Genomic DNA, 17,680 nt, shown 5'->3' with positions numbered 1-17,680 from the left:
TCACTCCCTTATCAACAGCCCCCGGACGACACCGGATTCCCACCGGGAGCGCGCCCGAGAACACCACCGGCGAGATCAGGAGTGGTCGGTGCCGGCGAGCAGATCCATGGCCTCCTCGTCGGTCAGCGCGTCCAGTTCCCTGATCAGCAGTTCCTCCAGCGCCTCGGCGAGCGAGGCGACGGTGCTCATGGCGAAGACGGTCCGGATCGGGACCTCGATGCCGGTGGCCCGCCTGATCCGCGCCGCCACCCTGGTCGCCAGCAGGGAGTGCCCGCCGAGTGCGAAGAAGTCGTCGAAGACGCCGACCGCCCCCGCGCCGAGCAACTCGTCCCAGATCCCGGCCACCAGCCGCTCCGCGTCCGTGCGCGGCGCGACCCGCTCCGCGGAGGAGGCGGTGACCGGTTCGGGGAGCGCCGCGCGGTCGATCTTGCCGCCCGGGGTGAGGGGGAACGCCTCCAGGCTCACCCAGGCGGTGGGGACGAGCTGGCGTGGCAGCGAGTGCCCCAGGTGTTCCCTGAGGTCCGCCGGATCCGCGGTCCCGGTGACGTAGGCGACGAGCTCCTCGCCCCGGCCGGTCACGAAGGCCTGCCCCACCTGCGGATGGGCGAGCAGGCGGCTCTCCACCTCCCCCGGCTCGATCCGGAAACCTCGGATCTTCAACTGCGCGTCCAGCCGCCCCAGGAACTCCAGCCGCCCGTCGGAGCGCCACCGCGCCCGGTCCCCCGTCCGGTAGCGGCGTGCCCCGGGGGCACCGTACGGGTCGGGGACGAAGGCGCCGGCGGTGAGCGCCGGCCTGCCAAGGTAGCCGCGGGCCACCCCGGCCCCGCCGATGACCAGTTCCCCGGCCGCGCCGGGTGGCAGGGGCTCTCCCCGGTCGTCGAGCACCCGGACGGTGGTCTCCGCGATCGGGCCGCCGATCGGCGGGCGGCCCACGACGTCGCGCGCCCCGAGGTCGGCGGCGGTGGCGATCACCGTCCCCTCGGTCGGGCCGTAGGTGTTGACCAGCCGGACCCGGTCGCCGAACAGGCCTCGCCAGCGCTCCACCGCCGCCGCGGAGACCTGCTCGCCACCGAGGATCACCAGGCGGAGCGAGGCGGGCCAGGCGATCTCGCCCGGTTCCTCGGCCAGCGAGTGCCAGTACGCGGTCGGCAGGTCGAGCACGGTGACCGCCTCGCCCTCCGGCGAGGCCAGCAGATCGGGCAGACTCGTCGCCCCGTCGGGCAGGAGCACCAGCGTGGCCCCCGCGGCCAGCGCCGGGAAGACCTCCTCGACATGGGCGTCGAAACTGAGCGAGGCGAACTGGACGACCCGGTCGCCGGAGGTCAGGCCGTAGTCCGCGCGCATCCACCGCACCCGCGCGGCCACCGCGCCGTGCTCCACCAGCACGCCCTTGGGCACGCCGGTGGAGCCCGAGGTGGTGATGACGTACGCGGCGTCCAGCGGCACGGTCTCGCCCCGGAGGGGGGCGCGGGCACCCCCGGCGAGCGCGGGGGTCGTGGGAGCGACGGCGACGCGGCCCGGCGGCGGTTCGCGCAGGGTGATCAGGTGGGTGGCCGAGCTGTCCGCCATCGAGAAGGCCAGCCGCTCGTCCGGGACGTCGGGGTCGAACGGCAGGTAGGCGGCACCCGCCCACCAGACGGCGAGCAGCGCGGTGATCGCCTCGATCGAGCGGGGCAGGCAGACCCCGACGACGTCGCCACGCCCGACCCCGCCCTCGCGGAGGACCCCGGCGAGCGCGCCCGCGCGGGCCAGCAGCTCGCCGTACGTGACGCTCTCCCGCCCGCAGACCACGGCGACGGCCTCGGGCGTCCGCCGCGCGGCCCGGCGGATCATCTCGGGAACCAGGATGTCCCCGGCGCTCCCGGCTGCCCCGGCGGGCAGGGCGCGGGGATCGGACGGCTCGCGGCCGCCGGAGCGGGACGGCCCGGCCGACAGGGTGCGGATGTCGGCGCGGTCGGCGTCGGTCCAGATCGGCAGCGCGGAGAGCGGGGTGTCGGGGCGGGCCGCGACGGATTCCAGGAGCAGGGCGAACCTGGCGGCCAGGCGGCCGACCTCCGCCGCCTCGAACAGGCCCGTGTCGTGGCAGAGGGAGAGCCCGAGCCCGTTCTCGTCGGACCACACCTCGACGAGGAGGTCCACCTTGGCCTGCCGGAACCCGGCGTCGATGTCGGTCACGGTCAGCTCGCCGAACGCCCGCCGGGGACCGGCGTCCTGGTTGTGCAGGATGAGCATGGAGGACAGCAGCGACTCCGCCGGGTGGCCGAGTTGCTCGAAGGGGACCGAGAAGTTGCCCAGCGCGGCGAGGACCTCGCCACGGCTGCGGCCAATCAGGTCGGTGAACGGCGGGTCTCCCGACAGGTCCCCGCGGAGGATCACCGTCTGGGAGACGTATCCGACCATCGGTTCCAGCTCGACCCGGTCCCGGCCCGCGACGACGGTGCCGACCAGGACGTCGGTCTGCCCGGTGTGCCGCAGCAGCAACGTCTGGTAGGCGGCGACCAGCACGGTGAACAGGGTGGTGCGCTGCTCGGCGGCCAGCCGTTCCAGCCTCCGCGCCGTCTCGGGCGACAACCGGACGCTCTGGAACTCGCCCCGCCCGCTCCCCGCCCCCTCCCGGCGGAACGGCAGCTCGACCGGGGGCGGCGCGGCGAGCCTCTCCCGCCAGTACGGCACGGCCCGCTCGGCCCTGCGCCGCTGCCAGCGCGCGTAGTCGCCCGCCTGGACCGGCAACGGGCGGAGCCGGGGTTCGGCCCCGGCGAGGCGCGCGGTGTAGCAGTCGGCCAGGTCGTCCAGGATGACGTTGAGCGACCAGCCGTCCGAGATGATGTGGTGCATCGTGACGCAGAGCACGTGCCGGTCGTCGGTCATCCGGATCACCGCCACCCGCAGCGGAGGCCCGGCCTCCAGGTCGAACGGCTCGTTGGTCCGCTCGGCCACCAGGCGTTCCGCGTCCTCGCGGCTCCCGGAGCGCAGCCACTCGATGCCGGGCGCCCCGGCCTCCACCACGGCCCAGGGGACGCCGTCCTCCTCGGTGAACCTGGTGCGCAGGCTCTCGTGGCGGGCCAGCACGTCGGTGAGCGCCCAGATCAGCGCGGCCTGGTCGAGGGGGCCGCGAAGCAGGCGTACCAGATACATGTTGTAGGAGGCGTCGTCCGGATCGACGCGCTGCAGGATCCAGAGCCGCTCCTGCGCCGGGGACAGGGGCGCCCTCATGCGCCCGGCCCCAGCTCGTCGAAGAGCGCCGCGAGCTCCTCGGCACCGAGGCCGTCGAGCCGCTCGCGCAGCGCGGCGATCTCGACGAGGTCCAGGTCGTCGTCCAGGCGGTCCAGCTGCCGGGCGAGCCCGGCGACGGTCGGATGCTCGAAGAACGCCACCAGCGGCACGGCGACGCCGAAGCGCGACCAGACCCTGGCGATGATCTGGGCGGCCGTCAGCGAGTGCCCGCCGAGCTCGAAGAAGTCGTCGTCGACCCCGACCGGCCGCTCGATTCCCAGCACCTCCTCCCACATCGCGGCGAGCTCGTCCTCCGCCGCACTCGACGGCGCCCGGTAGGGGGTCGTCGACGCCCGTGCCCTGTCGGGGGCCGGCAGCGCCGCGCGGTCGAGCTTGCCGTTGGGGGTGAGCGGCAGGGCGTCGAGGGTGACGAGGTGCGCGGGCACCATGTACTCGGGCAGGCTCGCCCCGAGCCGGGTGCGCAGCGCCTCCCACGCCCCTTCCGGTGCCGCTCCCTCCGTACCGGCCAGGTACGCCACCAGCGTGGGCAGACCGTCCGCTCCCCGATGGACGCCGACGGCGGCCTGGCGCACCCACTCCACCGAGCGCAGGACCGTCTCGATCTCCTCCAGCTCGATGCGGAACCCCCGCACCTTGACCTGGCCGTCGGCCCTGCCCAGGTACTCCAGGCGGCCGTCCGGGGTGCGCCGGACGAGGTCGCCGGTCGCGTACATGCGCGTCCCGGAGCCGGCCGCGAAGGGGTCGGGCAGGAAGCGGGCGGCGGTCAGGGCGGGCATGCCCCGGTAGCCGCGGGCCACCCCGGCCCCGCCGATGTGCAGTTCCCCGGCCTCGCCGTCCGCGACCGGCAGGCCGTCGTCGGCCAGGATGTACAGGGACGTCTCGGAGATCGGCTCTCCCAGCACGACCCGGGCCGGCGCGGGCGCCACGATCCCCGCGGTGGACCACACGGTCGTCTCGGTCGGCCCGTACACGTTCCACAGGCTCGTCCCCGGGGCGAGGAGCGCGTCGGCGAGGTCGCGCGGCAACGCCTCTCCCCCGCAGAGCCGGGTGCGGATCGTCTCCGGCACCCCGCCGGCCTCCAGCAGGATACGCCAGGTGGCCGGGGTGGCCTGCAGCGCCGTGATCCGCTCGGCGACCGCCAGCGCCCGCAACTCCCGGCCGTCGGCCGCCTGGCTCGCCGAGGCCACGACGACCCGCGCCCCGCACGCCAGGGGGAGCAGCAGTTCCAGGACGGAGATGTCGAACGACAGGGTGGTGACGGCGAGCCAGCGGTCCTCGGGCGTGAGCTTCAGCCGTTCGGCGAACGCGCCGAGCAGGTTCTGCACGGCGCGCCTCGGGACCTCCACCCCCTTGGGCCGCCCGGTGGAGCCCGAGGTGTACATCACGTACGCCAGGTCGCCCCGCGGTCCCCGCGGCGTGCCGCGGCGGGCGGTGGGGGCGGTGCCGTCCGGGGCGAGCACGAGGATCCGGGGGACTCCGGCCAGCAGGCGCCGGTCCACGCCGGCCTGGGTCAGCACCAGGCCGATCCCGGCGTCCTCGCGCATGAGCCGCAGCCTGTCCTCGGGGAAGGCGGGGTCGAGCGGGACGTACGCGCCTCCGGCGGCCCAGACCGCCAGGACCGCGACGACCATTCCCGTGGTGCGCTCCATGCACAGCCCGACCGGGACCTCGGGGCCCACGCCCCACTCGCGCAGCAGCGCGGCGAGGTCGTCGACCCGCCGGTGCAGCTCCCGGTAGGTCAGCTCGCCTCCCTGCCCGCTGACCGCCACCGCGTCGGGCGTCGTCTCCAGCCGGTCGCGTATCAGCTCCGGCACCGTCACCGTGCCCTCCCGGAGCGGGTCTGGTGCCGTGAGTCCCGGCTTTCGCGCCGGGGAGGACATCACCACGGTCGTACACCTCTCAGGTCGGACAGCCGGAGGCCCGGGTCGGCCCCGGCCCGCTCCACCACCTCGGTGAAGGTGCGGGCCAGGCGCCGCGCGGTTCCGGCGGAGAACAGGTCACTGCTGTAGTCGAGGACGCCGCCGAGGCCCTCGGGGCCCCGCCAGGCGTCCACGGACACCTCGGCCTTGGTACGGCCCGTCGCGGGGACGGGGTAGACCTCGGCCGACAGGTCGCCCATCGTGGTCCGCAGCAGGTCGTCCTTGGGCAGGTTGTGCAGGTTGAACATGGCCTGGAAGAGCGGCGGCCTGCTCAGGTCACGGGGCAGGCGCAACGAGGCGAGGATCCGCTCGAACGGCGTACCGGCGTGCTGGAGTCCCCGGAAGAGCGTCAGCCGGGCGCGTTTCATCAGTTCGAGGAAGGTGGGGTCGCCCGACAGGTCGGCGCGGAGCACGAGCGTGCCGGCGAAGTAGCCGATCAGCGGCTCGATCTCGGTGCGGTCCCGGCCGGAGACCGGCACCCCCACGCACAGATCCCGCTGCCCGGAGGCGAGTGAGAGGGTCGCCTGGTAGGCGGCGAGCAGCGCCATGAAGAGCGTGCAGCGCGCGCCCCTGGCGACGTCCTCCAGCCGGGTGACCACCTCGTCGGGCACGAGCAGGCTCTCCTGCCCGCCGCGCCCGCTCCAGCGGGCGGGACGAGGATGGTCGGCGGGGAGGTCGAGCGCCGGCACCCCGGCGAGCGTGCGGGTCCAGTGGTCGAGGTGGGAGGCGTCCTCGTCCCGTTCGGCGCGGCGCCTGTCCTCCTCGGCGAGCTGGGGGTACTGCGCCGGGAGCTCCGCCAGCGCCGGCGGCCTGCCCTCGCGGTGCGCGGCGTAGCACTCGGTCACCTCCCGCATGAGGACGTCCAGCGACCAGCCGTCGACGACGATGTGGTGCAGGACGACGCAGAGCAGGAAGTGCTCCTCGCCCAGCCGCAGCAGCGCCACGCGCAGCGGCGGGCCGCCTTCGAGGTCGAACGGCCGGTTCACGAACTCCACGACGGCCGGGGCCGGGTCGCCGGTGACGTCCGCCCGCTCCACCGGCACCGGCGCGACGGGCACGACGATCTGGACGGGACGGTCACCGGCCAGCCGGAACCGGGTGCGCAGCACGTGGTGCCGCTCGGCGACGCGGGTGAAGGCGGCGGCGAGCGCCCGCACGTCGACCCGGCCGCGCAGCCGCACGCACCAGGGGGTGTGGTAGGTGGTGTCGTCGGGGTCGAACCTGCTGAGGAACCAGAGGCGCTCCTGCCCGAACGACAGGGGCCACCGCCTGCCTCCGTCCCGCTCCCGCGCCTCCGCCAGCAGCGCCGCGCGCCGTTCCGGCGACAGCCGCGCCAGCCGTCCGAGCAGTTCCTCGCGCCGGTCCTGCGCCGGCTGCTCCGGTGTGGCGGGGTCCGGCGCGGGCTCCCGCACCGCGAGGTCTGTCTCCGCGGCGACGCGGGGGTCAGGCGTGGTCACCGGCCACCTCCCTGGATCTCACCGTCGGCGGGCTCTGCCCGGTCCGCACCGGGCCACCCTCCGGCGTACCGGGAAAGGCCGCCTCCCGGACGGCTGGGCGCTCGATCGGGACGATGCCGCACAGTCCGGCGACCTCGTCCAGCGCCACCTCCTCGGCCACGGCCCTGACCAGCAGCCTCTCCACCCCGCCCAGCAGCGCGTAGGCGGTGGAGCGCGGCAGGCAGGCGGTGTCCGTCAGCAGGTAGAGCTGGCAGGTGTTCGTGGCGGGACCGGTGGCGAAGAAGACCGTGGCGTCCACCGCGTCCCAGGCACCGACCAGGAAGAACCTGGTCCGCTCGGTGAGGGCGGCGACCGCGGCCGGGTCGCCCGCGGGTTCCACCCTGGGCAGGTTGGGCCAGTGGGCGGCGGTCCGCGTGTCGTTGAAGTAGGCGGACAGATCGACGGGAGCGCCGCGCTCCCTTCCGATCTCTTCGCGCAGCGCCATCATCCGGTACGGGTCGTAGTGCGCGTTGCGGTAGGCCGTCAGCGCCCGCCGGTGCCCGGCACGGACCACGTCGGCGAACGTCCCGTCCGGCAGGTCGAGGACGAGGAGCCCGTCCTGCACCGCGGTGCCGGCCATGGCCGCGGTCCTGGGGTCGTGCCGGTTGGCCACGATCAGCTGCATGACCACCCGGCGGTGCCCGGTGAGCACGCCCAGCAGCACCGCGCTCGCCGTGGTCAGCACGCTGGCCGTGCTCACCGACCACCGCTCGGCCAGGACCTCGGCGGCGGCGGCGACCGCCGCCGACTCCATGCCGACCCGGACGAACCTCGGTTCCTCCGCCGTGACGCGGGGGAAGTCGAACATGGTCTCCGGCGCCCTCGAAAGCTCGGCGCGGCAGTGGCGGAGCGCCCGCTCGCCGCGGGCCGCTCCCGTCCCCTCACGCTCGAAGGCGGCCTGGTCCAGCGGCTGCCATTCGGGAGCGGACAGCTCGTCCCCGGCCAGCAGCGCCCGCCAGTCACCCGCTAGCACGTCCAGCGCCCAGCCGTCCACCGCCAGGTGGGACAGTGCGAAGGCCACCGCGCGCGGGCGGCCGCCGACGGTCACGACGGCGCAGCGGAACGGCAACTCGACCGCGTAGTCGAAGCCCCTGGCGGCCAGCTCGGCGGACACCTTCTTGGCGGCGGCGAGTAGCCTGTCCTCCCCGGCGTCGACCACCTCGACGTCGAACCGGCCCCGGCTCGCCACCCGCTGGACCGGTCCGTCGGCGATCTCCTCGCAGGTGGTCCTGAGGGTCTCGTACCGCTCGACGAGGCCGCGCAGGGCGCCGATGACGGCCTCAAGGGTGTGCCTGCCGTAGACGGGCAGCACCCAGGGCATGTTGAAGTACGGGTCGCCGTCCTCAAGCCACCGGGTGATCCTCCAGATGGCCAGCTGGCCCCAGGTGAGCGGCGACTCACCGCCCCGCGCCCCGGAGAACTCGACGGTCACCGTCGACGACCGTCCGGATCGGGCCGTCATCGGGCCCTGGCTATCTCTTCGGCGACGCCCTCGACGGTCGGGGAGTCGATGAACACCTCGAAGGAGAGCTCGACGCCCATCCCGTCCCGGACGCGGGCGATGATCTGGGTGATCGTCAGCGAGTGACCGCCGAGGTCGAACAGGTCGTCGTCCGGCTGGACCGTGTCCACGCCGAGCACCTCGCACCAGATCGCCGTGACCTGCCCGAGGAGCTCGGCGTCCTCTCCCCCGGAACCTTCGCCGCCGGCACCTTCGCCGCTCGCGCCTTCGCCGCCGGAGACCGGAGCGATGACGGCGCCGTGATCGGCCTGACCGGCGGGAACGACCCGGCCGGCGGGGACGACCCGGGGAGGCAGGGGCAGCTCGTCGAGCGGGGCGCCGGGGCGGGCCGCGATGCCGGCGAGCAGGATCCGCAGCTGCTCGGCGACGTCCTCGCAGGCGGCGCGGTCCAGGATCTCGGGGTTGAACCGCAGACGGGCCTCCGCCCCTTCCGTGCCGTCGGCCTCGTCGACGACCTGCAGGTGCAGGGTGTTGCGGACCGCGCCGTTGGCCGCCATCCAGTCCACCGAGGCGTCCAGCCCCGCGAAGGAGGGGTCGCCGGCCGGGCGTTTGCGGTAGCTGACCGAGACGGGGGTGAGCGCGGAGCGCGGACTGATCCCGCCCAGTGCCCTGGCCAGGGGGACCTCGCGATAGCGGTAGATCGCCCGCAGCTCCTCCCTGATCGACAGGGCGAACTCGGCGAACGTCCCGGCCGGGCCGGACACCACGGGCAGCTCGTTGACGAACGCCCCCACGTGCTCGCGCGTCTCCTCGGTCCTGGTGGACAGGTCCACCGCCACCGTGACGCGGGTGTTGCCGTACCCGTACAGGAGCGTGTGCAGTGCGGCCAGCACCACCTCGAAGCGGGTCAGGCCCAGGTGGGCGGCGATGGCGGCGACCTCGCCGCCGAGGCGGAACTCCACGGTGTCGCCGGGCGCGGCGCGCAGCGAGGTGCGGGTGAGGCCGGGCAGCAGCAGGTCCTGCCCGTCCTGCCATCTCGGCCGCCAGAACTCCGCCGCCTCCTCCAGCGCGGCGGCGACCCGGCCCTGCTCGGCGCGGGCGATCTCGTCGCAGGAGGGCGTCAGGGGGGCCAGGGCGGAGCCCCCGTAGGCGGCGGCGATGTCACGGAGCAGCAGGTCCTTGGAGACGCCGTCGAAGACGGCGTGGTGGGCGACGATCTGCAGCAGGTGCCGCTCGGCCCCCAGCCTGAAGAGGGTGAACCTGGCCGGCGGACCCGACTCCAGGTCGAAGGGGCGGGCCACCTCGTCCTCAAGCCGGCCGGGCTCGGGCGGGGTCTCCTCGAAGCGGATCGACGGGGGCACCTTGCCGGGGAGCAGGCGGACCTCGCCGTCCCGCTCCGCCAGGACCGCGGCGAGCACGGGATGTCGCTCGACGGCCGCGGCACAGGCGGCGAGCATCGCGCCGGTGTCGAGCGGGCCGTCGAGCCGCAGGGTGAGCGGCATCGCGTAGACCCGGCCGCCGGCGCCCATCCGCTCGGTGATCCACATCCCGTGCTGGGCGAAGGTCGCCCGGTCCCATCCCGCTGTGAGCGACATCGACATTTTCACGTGCCTTCCGTCTGACCTGTCGCGGCGGCCTCGAACAGGCCCCGCAGCTCCCTTTTGACGACCTTTCCCGACTGGTTCCTGGGCAGGGCGTCGACGACGAGCACCCGTTCGGGGAGCTCGTGCCCGGCCAGGCGGTCCATCAGGAAGACCCGTAGATCCCCGCCGGAGGTCCCGGCGGACCGCAGCACCACCGCCGCGGCGAGCACGCTGCCGAGTACCGGGTGCGGGACGCCGAGCACCGCGGCCTCCGCGACGGCTTCGTGCTCGTGGAGCGCCGCCTCCACCTGGAGCGTGGAGACCTTGAACGCGCCCGACTTGACCACGTCGCTCTCCCGGTCGACGAGGTGGAGGTAGCCCTCGGTGTCCAGGCGGCCGATGTCCCCCATCCGCACCCAGCCGCCCCGGAACGCCTCGGCGCCCGCCTGCTCGTCCCGGTAGTAGAAGCGGGTGGCGGTGGGTGAGCGCATCCAGACCTCGCCGGTCTCTCCCGGGGGCAGCGGGTCGCCGTGCGCGTCGGTGATGCGCAGGGCCCCGCCGAACGCGGGCCGCCCCAGCGCCCCCGGCCTGGACGGATCGAAGATCATGATGGTCTGGGCGGGAGCGGCCTCGGTGGAGGTGTAGTAGTTGGCGATCGTCGCGTTGGGGAAGGCGCCGGCCAGCCGCGCGGCCACCGCGGGCGGCAGGGCCGAGGCGGCCGAGCCGAGCAGCAGGACGCTCGACATGTCGTGGCGCTCGTGCAGTCCCGCGTTGAGGAACTCGATGGCCATGGCGGGTACCACGAACACGGTGCCGACCCGGCGCGACTCGATCAGCCGGGCGAGACGGCCGGGGGTGAAACGCCCGAGGGTGAGCATGGCCGGACGGGCGTCCAGCGCGTTCATCAGCATCGTCTGACCGGCGTTGGTACCGATCGGGAAGGCGTGCAGCAGGTGGCGCGAGTGGCCGAACCTGCGGCGGTTGGGGCGGGTCTCGCAGCCGAAGGCCAGGTTGGCGTGGCTGGCGCCCACCCCCTTGGGCAGCCCCGTGGTGCCCGAGGTGTAGAGGATCTGGGCCAGGTCCCCGGGCTCGACCCGCACCCCGGGCGGCCCCGCCGTCCCACCCTCCAGGTCCGCGACGGCCGCGCTCCAGCGGTCGCCCTCCGGCGGGGTGAGGTCGCGCCCGCACAGCAGCCCCGAGGCCGAGCAGTGTTCCAGCATGTGCCGTACCTCGGCGGGCGCGAGCCGGTCGGAGAGCGGCACGGCGACGGCGCCGGCCTTCTGCGCCGCGCAGTAGGCGACGGCGAAGTCGACCCAGTCCCGGCTCCCGAAGAGCAGCCCGATCCGGTCGCCCTGCCGCACGCCGCGGTCGAGCAGCCCGTGCGCGACGTCGTCCGAGCGCCGGTCCCACTCGCCGAACGTCATCGACGCGACGCCCTCGACGATCACCGCCTCCTTCCCGGGGTCCTGCTCGGCGCGGAGCGCGAGCATCTGCGGCACGGTCCCCGGGCTCACGAGGTCCGCTCGCTCAGGTAACCGACCAGCAGCGGGAAGCTGTCGAGGTAGGCGGCGCCCCCGCCGAGGTCGAGGGCGACGTCGAACTCGTCCTCGACGGCGTCGATGAGCCGGAGCAGCGCCAGCGAGGTGACGCCCAGCGCGGACAGGGAGATGTCGGAGCCGACGATCTCGTCGGCGGTGAGCCGCCCGTCGCAGGCAACGGAGATCATTCCGGCGATCCTGGAGGCCAGCGGGTCGGTCATGCCCCCTCCCCGCGCGCGCTGAGCGGGCGCATGTCCGTCCACACCTCGTCGATGTGGGCGAGGCAGTCCTCCCTGTCCCCCTCGAAACCCTCGGCCCGCCATCCGGCGGGCAGCTCCCTGCCCGCCGGCCAGATCGAGTACTGCTCCTCGTCGTTGAGCACCACCAGGAAACTCATGACCCAACCTCCTCTTTCTCGCGGGTGCGGCTCCGCAGAGCCTCGAAACCGACCAGGTCGTCGGGGAGCGCGTCGGGTACGTCGGCGTCGAAGCGGGCCAGCACCCGCACGCGCATGGCGGCGAGCGCGATGGCGGCGATGGCCAGCCCGAAGCAGGCGTACATGAAGCCGATGCCGCGGCCCTCGCCGGTGCCGATCAGCAGGCCGACGGTGCCGGCCAGCGGCCCGTCGGGGGCGAGCAGCGGCTCGAACAGGGCACTGCCGTACGGCGCGACCAGGCCGAACCCGATCGGCAGCGTGGACCAGGCGATGAGCGTGTTGAGCGCGATGACCCGGCCGTGGAACCGCTGTGCCACCTTGACCTGGATGATCGTGGCGTAGACGCCGTTGAGCAGGGTCAGGCAGAACGACATGCCGAACGAGCCGACCGCGATCAGGGCGAGGTTCTGCTGGAATCCGGTGAGCACGCAGAACACCGCCAGGGCGAGCGTGGCGAGCAGCACCCCGTACAGGCGCCGCCTGCGGGGCCCGCCCCAGACGGTCATCAGCAGGCCGCCGAGGAAGACCCCGAGCCCTCCCGCGAACGCCACCCTGCCGACGTCGTCGAGCGTCGCGAACGACAGGACCAGCGGGGAGATCATCAGGAAGAGCGGCGACAGGAAGACGTTGAGCACCGCGAAGAACACGAGCATGCCGCGGAAGCCGGGGTTGCCCCACGAGTGGCGGATGCCGTTCGCCATCTCGGCCAGGACGCTCTCCCTGCGCCGCCAGGGCATGGCGGTCGGGAAGCGGACGAACAGCAGGACCAGCGTGGCGACCACGTAGCTGGCGACGTCGATGACGAGGATGCCCTCCAGCCCGATCGTGGCCATCAGCCCGGTCGCGATCAGCGGCACGACGAGCTGGGCGGTGCCCGTGGCCATCTGGACGACACCGTTGGCGTGGCCGAGGAAGCGCTTGGGGACCAGCTGCGGTATCGCCGAGCCGTAGGCGAACCGCTGGAAGGTCAGCGCGATCGACAGGCAGACGAGCAGCGGATATATGTGCCAGATCTCCAGGTTTCCGGTCCAGAGCAGCACGCCCAGCGCGAGCTGCGTGCTCCCGGCGCCGATGTCCCCGCACAGCATGACCCTGCGCCGGTCGTAACGGTCCACGATCGCTCCGGCGAGCGGCGCCACCAGCATCCCGGGCACCAGTCCCAGCACCGCGAACAGCGCGAACCTGGCCAGCGACCCGGTGGTCAGGTAGATCCAGATCGGGATGGCGAACTCGGTCAGCGCGGACCCGGTGATCGAGACCAGCTGCCCTACCGAGACCAGCAGGAACCGCCGCATGCCGGGTGGAGGCCCGCCGGTGGCGGGGGCGGTGACGGGGCCGGGTTCGCCGGGGCCGACCACCCGCAGGTCGGCCCGGTCGCCGGTCCGCGTGGCGCCGTCGGAGCCCTGCCCGGCGCCGGACTCGGGCACCAGGACGAGGGGGCGGGCGGGGGCCGGGGACGAGCCGGAGACGCCCTGAAGCCACCAGGTGGAGTCCTCGGTGCGCTCCAGTGGCGCGGTCTGTCCTCGGGCCAGGGCCAGGTGGGTGCCGGTGAGGATGTCGGCCAGTTCCCGCGCCCGGTACTTCACGAAGAAGTGCCCGGCCTCGTCCAGCACCACGCAGGCGGCGGTGCCGGACAGCCGCAGCCACTCGCGGTAGCGCTCCTGGTAGAACTCGGTCGCCGGGTCCCGCTCCCCCACCACCGCGATGACCGGTGCCGCGAAGGGCCGGGCGTCCTCCTCCTCGAACAGCCTGGTGAAGTAGCGCTCCGCCATGCGGGTGCCCTGGCGGCGGTTCTCGATGATCAGCCTGAGCTGGTCGCGCTCGAACTCCTCGACGTCCAGCCCCGCCGCGGAGAGCGCGTTGATCCTGCCCTGGTCGCTGGTCATGCGGTCCATCAGGGTGCCGAGCCAGCCCAGGCCGCGCCCAGGCCGGGCGAAGGGGAACACGCCACCGAGGTAGATCGCGTCGACCGGGCGGCCCGCCGCCTCCAGGTGCCGGGCGATCTCCACGATCAGCATGACGCCGAGCCCGCAGTGCCCGTAGAGCACCAGCGGCCCGCGCACCCCGGCGAGGATCTCCTCCGCGCACTCCCGGGCGACCTCGTCGAACGGCCGTGACCGCTCGCCGAGCTCGTGTCCCGGGACCGCGACCGAGTACAGCGCCCAGTCGGCGGGCAGCGCGTCGGCCAGCGGCTGGTAGACGACGGCGCTGCCGCCGCCGAACGGCACGCAGACCATGGTGGCCGTGGCGGCGCGGGGCGGGGTGAGCCGGTGCAGCAGCTCCCGCCCGCCGTCGCCGCCGGTCTCCAGCAGCCGGGCCAGTTCCCTGACCGTGCGGTTCTTGAACAGCTCCAGCACGGTCACCGCCCGCTCGGGGACCCGCGCGCGCAGCCGGGCGATCACCCGCATGGCGAGCAGCGAGTGGCCGCCCAGGTCGAAGAAGTCGTCGAGCGCGCCGACCCGCTCCACCTCCAGGATCTCGGCCCAGATCCCGGCGACCGTCTCCTCCAGCGCGGTCTCCGGCGGCACGAACCCCGCGGCCGAGACCTCGGTCGCGGGATCCGGCAGCTTCGACCTGTCGACCTTGCCGTGGGATTTCAGCGGCAGCTCGTCCAGCCACACGTAGCGAGCCGGGATCATGTAGTCGGGGAGCCGCTCGGCCAGCCAGGACCGCATCTCGGCGGCCTCCGGGCCGGCCTGCCCGACCAGGTAGGCGACCAGGCGCCCGCCTCTCAGGTCCACGACGGCGCCCGTCACCCCCGGATGCCCGGAGAGCACCGCCTCCACCTCCGCCGGCTCCACCCGGTAGCCGCGGACCTTCACCTGCAGGTCACGCCGGCCGAGGAACTCCAGCTCCCCGCCGGGCAGCCAGCGGCCGAGGTCGCCGCTGCGGTACATCCGGGCACCGGGGGCGCCGTACGGGTCGGGCAGGAAGCGGTCGGCGGTCAGCCCGGGACGGCCCAGGTAGCCCCGGGCCAGCCGGTCGCCGCCCAGGTAGAGCTCGCCGGGAACCCCGGCCGGGACCGGCCGCAGGTTGTCGTCGAGCACGTGTACCAGCGCCCCGGGCATGGGCGATCCGATGGGCAGCGCCGTCCCCGCCCCCGGAGCGGCCCCCGAGGCGGCCCGGAAGGCGAGGGCGGCGCCGTCCACCGCGGCTCCGGAAGCGGCTCCGGAAGCGGCTCCGGGCTCGACGGGGTAGGTGGTGACGCCGACGGTGGCCTCGGTGGGGCCGTAGTGATTGATCACCCGGCACCGCCCGGCCGCCGCGAGCTCCGCGGCCCAGGCGCGCGGTGCCGCCTCGCCGCCGAGGATCAGCAGCTTGCCGGGGAGCAGCTCGTCCGGGGTCGCGTCGGCGAGCAGCGCCGCCAGGTGGGATGGGGTGATCTTGAGATGGTCGACGCCGTGCCTGCGGAAGTAGGCCGCCAGTTCCGGTGCGGCCGTGCGCGGGGGGATGAGGTGCAGCGCGCCCCCGGTCATCAGGCACAGGTAGAAGATCGTCACCCCGAAGTCGAAGGCGAGCGACTGGAGCAGTCCGAACACCCCGCCCGGCTCGATCTCCAGCCGCTCCCGCACCCCGGCGAGATAGACCATGACCTGCCGGTGCTGCACGGCCACGCCCTTGGGCCGCCCGGTGGTCCCCGAAGTGTAGATGACGTACGCCAGGTCGTCGGGGGTCACGCCGCTCTCCACCGGCCCGGCGTCCGGCCCGATGTCCGGCCCGCCGGAGTCCTCAGCGCCTTCCGGGTCGCCTTCCTGGTCGCCCGGGGCGGGGACCAGGACCGTGGGCAGTCCCTCGGGCAGGCGGTCGCGGAGGTCGGACGCGGTCACGGCCGCCCGCGCCCCGGCGTCGGAGAGCACGTAGGCGATCCGGTCACCGGGATGGTCGGGCTCCAGCGGGAGATAGGCGGCGCCCGCCTTGAGCACGCCGAGCACCGCGACGGCCGTGTCCGCCGACTGCTCCAGGAAGACGGCGACCCGGTCGCCGCGGCCCACGCCGGCCCGCCGCAGCAGGCGCGCGAGCCGCTCCGCCCGCCCCAGGAGCTCCGCGTAGCCGAGCGAGGTGTCGCCCGCCACGACCGCGACGGCGTCCGGGGTGAGCCTGGCCTGCTCGGACACGACCTCGTGCAGCAGCCCGGTGCCGAAGGGGGTCACGGGGGTGGACTCGCCGAGTGCCAGGACCCGGCGGCGCTCGTCCGGCGGGAGGATCTCAAGCTCGGAGATCGGCGCGCCGGGGTCGGCGACGACCGACCTCATCAGGTTCTCGAAGCACGCGGCCATCCGCTCGGCGGTGCCGGGGTCGAACAGCGCGGTGCTGTAGGTGAGGTGGCCGGTGAGCCCGTGGGCGGTCTCGAACAGGTAGAGGGCCAGGTCGAACCGGCTGGCCGTGGCCTTCACCGGGTAGGGGGTCATGGTCAGGCCCGGGGTCTCCAGCGGGCTGGAGCGGTAGTTCTGCAGGGCGAACATCACCTGGAACACCGGTGACCTGCTGACGTCCCTCTCCACGCCCAGCTCGCTGACGAGCCGGTCGAAGGGGAGCTCCTGGTGGGCGTAGGCGTCCAGCGCCGTCTCCCTGACCCTGGCCAGCAGTTCGGCGAACGTGGGGTCGCCGGACAGGTCCGCGCGCATCGGCAGCGAGTTGACGAACACGCCGACCACCCGCTCCAGCTCGGGCAGGTCCCGCCCGGAGACGGGCGAGCCGACCGCGAAGTCGTACTGCCGCGAGTAGCGCGAGAGCAGCACCTCGAAGGCGGCGAGCAGGATCATGTACGGGGTGGCGCCGTGGGCGCGGCCCAGCGCGGCGACCGCCGCACTGAGTTCGGCGTCCAGGGCCACACCGCAGGCGGCGCCCTCCCAGCTCTGCTCGGCGGGACGCGGGCGGTCGGCGGGGAGCTCCAGCGGGGGCAGCCCGTCCAGCCGCCGCCGCCAGTAGCGGATCTCCTCGGCGTGGTCGCGCTCCCGCTGCCAGTGCGCGTAGTCGCCGTAGCTCACCGGCACCGGCGGCAGCTCCGGGTCGCGGTCCTCACGGTACGCGGCGTGCAGGGTGAGGAGCTCCTCCATGACGATGTCGCACGACCAGCCGTCGGTCATCGCGTGGTGCATGGTGAGCAGCAGTACGTGCTCGACCGGTCCAAGCCGGACCAGGAGCGCCCGCAGCGGCGGGCCCGCGGCGAGGTCGAAGGGCCTGGCCAGCTCCTCGTCGATCTCCGCGAGGTCGCCGCTGGTCCGCAGCACGGCCGCGGGCGCGTCGTCGACGACGACCGCGGGACCGCCGTCGGGGGTGGTGACCAGCCGGGTGCGCAGGCTCTCGTGCCGGAGGGCCACCTCGGTCAGTGCTCGGGCGAGTGCCTCGGCGTCGATCTCCCCCTCCAGCGTGGCCGCGAAGGCCACGGTGTAGGCGGAGGTGCCGGGGGCGTACTGCTCCAGGAACCAGAGCCGTTCCTGCGCCGGGGAGAGCGGGGGCACCGCCCCGGAAGGGCGCGGCGGAATCGCCGCCGCGACGACGCGGCCGCCCAGTCGCTGGGCGAGCAGTGCTTTCTTGGCCGGTGAGAGGCCGGTTCGCGTCAAGACACCTCCGTACTGGCGAAGAGGAACCCGTGAGCGTTCCCCCGCGGCGGGGAACGGGATCGCCCGAGTGTGCGATCCCATGTCGGCCGGCCGGATCGGCGCGGACCAGAGGACCTGCGCGGCGCGGAGTGACCCCGGCGCCGAAAGATGTGAGCGTTCGGGCGAGATGGAGGCGCCCGACCGGGCGCCTCATGTCACCGCGCGGCTGCACGGTGTCGTGGGAACGCTCCCACGGAGGAGGCTAGAGATCTCCCGCCGAATTCGTCAAGGTTACAGCGTTGTTTTCGAGCCCCATAAATCGAAACAAACCACCTTTTAGGCCCTTTTTGCAGATGAATGCACCTATTCTTCATTCCTTGAATATCTGTCATCCGCACAGTCATTGACTCTCATTCGTGCGCCTCCTACGCTCCGGATGGGAGCGCTCCCATGCCGCCTCCGCCCCAGT

General features: G+C 73.8%; 9 protein-coding genes. All 9 read right to left on the bottom strand.

Annotated features, from left to right (window positions below):
• Positions 1-75 precede the first annotated feature (75 nt).
• Genes ACFQVD_RS00735 through ACFQVD_RS00695 form a run of 9 tightly spaced genes read right to left on the bottom strand, consistent with a single transcriptional unit; the run spans position 76 to position 17,232 of the window.
• Positions 76-3,213, bottom strand: coding sequence for an amino acid adenylation domain-containing protein (locus tag ACFQVD_RS00735; protein WP_343962129.1), 3,138 nt, complete (start codon positions 3,211-3,213; stop codon positions 76-78).
• Positions 3,210-5,054 carry a non-ribosomal peptide synthetase gene (locus ACFQVD_RS00730; RefSeq protein ID WP_343962127.1) on the bottom strand — a complete coding sequence of 615 codons (1,845 nt, stop codon included), beginning with the start codon at positions 5,052-5,054 and terminating at the stop codon, positions 3,210-3,212. The genes ACFQVD_RS00735 and ACFQVD_RS00730 overlap by 4 nt, the downstream gene beginning before the upstream one ends.
• A gap of 59 nt (positions 5,055-5,113) precedes the next feature.
• Positions 5,114-6,610, bottom strand: coding sequence for a condensation domain-containing protein (locus ACFQVD_RS00725; protein ID WP_343962125.1), 1,497 nt, complete (start codon positions 6,608-6,610; stop codon positions 5,114-5,116).
• Positions 6,597-8,111, bottom strand: a complete 1,515-nt coding sequence (locus ACFQVD_RS00720) for a condensation domain-containing protein (RefSeq protein ID WP_386274118.1) — start codon at positions 8,109-8,111, stop codon at positions 6,597-6,599. Before ACFQVD_RS00720 ends, ACFQVD_RS00725 begins: the two co-directional genes overlap by 14 nt.
• Complete coding sequence (locus ACFQVD_RS00715; protein WP_343962120.1) at positions 8,108-9,706, bottom strand: condensation domain-containing protein; 1,599 nt, start codon at positions 9,704-9,706, stop codon at positions 8,108-8,110. Before ACFQVD_RS00715 ends, ACFQVD_RS00720 begins: the two co-directional genes overlap by 4 nt.
• A gap of 8 nt (positions 9,707-9,714) precedes the next feature.
• Positions 9,715-11,208 (bottom strand): class I adenylate-forming enzyme family protein, encoded by a 1,494-nt coding sequence (locus tag ACFQVD_RS00710; protein WP_343962118.1) that lies wholly within the window; start codon positions 11,206-11,208, stop codon positions 9,715-9,717.
• Positions 11,205-11,453 carry an acyl carrier protein gene (locus ACFQVD_RS00705; protein WP_343962116.1) on the bottom strand — a complete coding sequence of 83 codons (249 nt, stop codon included), beginning with the start codon at positions 11,451-11,453 and terminating at the stop codon, positions 11,205-11,207. The genes ACFQVD_RS00710 and ACFQVD_RS00705 overlap by 4 nt, the downstream gene beginning before the upstream one ends.
• On the bottom strand, positions 11,450-11,629 hold the full coding sequence (locus ACFQVD_RS00700) for an MbtH family protein (RefSeq protein ID WP_030918650.1): 180 nt from the start codon (positions 11,627-11,629) through the stop codon (positions 11,450-11,452). Before ACFQVD_RS00700 ends, ACFQVD_RS00705 begins: the two co-directional genes overlap by 4 nt.
• A complete protein-coding gene (locus tag ACFQVD_RS00695; RefSeq protein ID WP_343962113.1) occupies positions 11,626-17,232 on the bottom strand; it encodes a non-ribosomal peptide synthetase/MFS transporter in 5,607 nt (1,868 codons plus the stop codon). Before ACFQVD_RS00695 ends, ACFQVD_RS00700 begins: the two co-directional genes overlap by 4 nt.
• Positions 17,233-17,680 lie beyond the last annotated feature (448 nt).

It is taken from the genome of Streptosporangium amethystogenes subsp. fukuiense (assembly GCF_042665875.1).
GTDB classification, from domain to species: domain Bacteria; phylum Actinomycetota; class Actinomycetes; order Streptosporangiales; family Streptosporangiaceae; genus Streptosporangium; species Streptosporangium fukuiense.
The sequence above is the reverse complement of the archived record's forward strand: the minus strand, read 5'-3'. Positions and strand labels throughout refer to the sequence as shown.

Excerpts from the sequence above, each read along its gene's own strand:
- ACFQVD_RS00735 (WP_343962129.1), bottom strand. The coding sequence starts at position 3,213 with ATGAGGGCGCCCCTGTCCCCGGCGCAGGAGCGGCTCTGGATCCTGCAG.
- ACFQVD_RS00705 (WP_343962116.1), bottom strand. The coding sequence starts at position 11,453 with ATGACCGACCCGCTGGCCTCCAGGATCGCCGGAATGATCTCCGTTGCC.
- ACFQVD_RS00715 (WP_343962120.1), bottom strand. The coding sequence starts at position 9,706 with ATGTCGCTCACAGCGGGATGGGACCGGGCGACCTTCGCCCAGCACGGG.
- ACFQVD_RS00700 (WP_030918650.1), bottom strand. The coding sequence starts at position 11,629 with ATGAGTTTCCTGGTGGTGCTCAACGACGAGGAGCAGTACTCGATCTGG.
- ACFQVD_RS00720 (WP_386274118.1), bottom strand. The coding sequence starts at position 8,111 with ATGACGGCCCGATCCGGACGGTCGTCGACGGTGACCGTCGAGTTCTCC.